The following is a 260-nucleotide window of genomic DNA, read 5'->3' as shown; positions in this document are numbered from 1 at the left end:
ATATAAAAAGGGTTAAACACTAGAAGACCTAAACAAACTAACGACAGTACGGTAATACCTGAAATTTTGATTCTACATAAGCCAAATAACAAAAATACCATGCACATGATAGAAGCTCTAGTGACTGATGGAGCGCCACCTGCAAGGATGATATAGAATGGTAATAATATGATCAGGAAAATACTCGCTTTTTCCCGAGTTAAGCCAATCCGACATAATAGATAAAATAAAGCATATGTAATTAATCCCACATGTAGCCC

1 protein-coding gene is annotated in these 260 nt (G+C 35.4%); it reads right to left on the bottom strand.

What is annotated here, in order from left to right:
* A partial coding sequence (locus AOA61_RS33115; RefSeq protein ID WP_368731130.1) for a ComEC/Rec2 family competence protein occupies positions 1-251 on the bottom strand: 251 nt, incomplete at its 3' end.
* Positions 252-260: the final 9 nt, after the last annotated feature.

Origin of the sequence: Pseudomonas sp. 2995-1 (genome assembly GCF_002742505.1) — a bacterium.
Lineage (GTDB): Bacteria > Pseudomonadota > Gammaproteobacteria > Pseudomonadales > Pseudomonadaceae > Aquipseudomonas > Aquipseudomonas sivasensis.
Note: the sequence above shows the minus strand (reverse complement) of the source record. Positions and strands in the feature narration are given on the sequence as shown.